2 protein-coding genes are annotated in these 802 nt (G+C 35.3%); both read left to right on the top strand.

The window, feature by feature from the left end:
* The first annotated feature begins 78 nt into the window (after nt 1-78).
* Nucleotides 79-348: a YARHG domain-containing protein gene (locus tag NL42_RS19380; RefSeq protein ID WP_004792570.1), complete on the top strand. Its 270-nt coding sequence runs from the start codon at nt 79-81 to the stop codon at nt 346-348.
* A gap of 17 nt (nt 349-365) precedes the next feature.
* Nucleotides 366-779, top strand: a complete 414-nt coding sequence (locus tag NL42_RS19375) for an HIT family protein (protein WP_016138228.1) — start codon at nt 366-368, stop codon at nt 777-779.
* The last annotated feature ends 23 nt before the right edge of the window (nt 780-802 follow it).

The following is an 802-nucleotide window of genomic DNA, read 5'->3' as shown; positions in this document are numbered from 1 at the left end:
GTAATTAATAGTCATTGAAATATTGGTAATAAACCTTATATTGAGTACAGGTTCATACCTTTAACTGAGGAAACGCTCATGAATAAATTTATGGTTGCAGTCTTTACTGGCATGGTGAGCATTGCTGGTTTAAGCGTTCAAGCTGCAACGCCTGAGCAAGAATGTCAGAAATTACAAGACGACTATAATTTGATTTATGCATCAAAAGGCTTTTGTTTTAAAGATCCTGATGCTAAAGAAAAATATGGTAATGAAAACTGTCATACGACAAAACCAAAGTTTTCTGACAAAGAGCAACAACGTCTTGATGCTATTAAAGAGCGTCAGAAAGAATTGAAATGTAAATAATTTTAAAGGAATAATACATGGCATACGATGATCAAAATATCTTCGCAAAAATTTTACGCAATGAACTTCCAGCGATAAAAATCTATGAAGATGATCAAGTTCTAGCTTTTATGGATATTATGCCTCAAGCCGATGGTCATACATTAGTTATTCCAAAAACACCTGCTGTAACGCTCCTTGATTTACCTCCAGAAGCAGCCGCATATACCATACAAGTTGTTCAGAAAATTGCAAAAGCAATGGAAAAAGCCTTCAATTTAGAAGGTATTGTCTTGATGCAACTTTCTGGAGCTGCGGCAGGACAAACTGTTCCCCATGTTCATTTTCACCTTATTCCTACAAATGTGCATCAACTTGGACGCCATGCTGTAGAGTTAGGAGATCAAGAAAAAATTAAGGGATTAGCTGAAAAAATTAAAGCAGCTCTTTGATTTTTAATGTATTAAAGCGGAGT

This window comes from Acinetobacter sp. GN11, from assembly GCF_054823985.1.
This window is presented reverse-complemented; position numbering and strand designations above follow the sequence as displayed.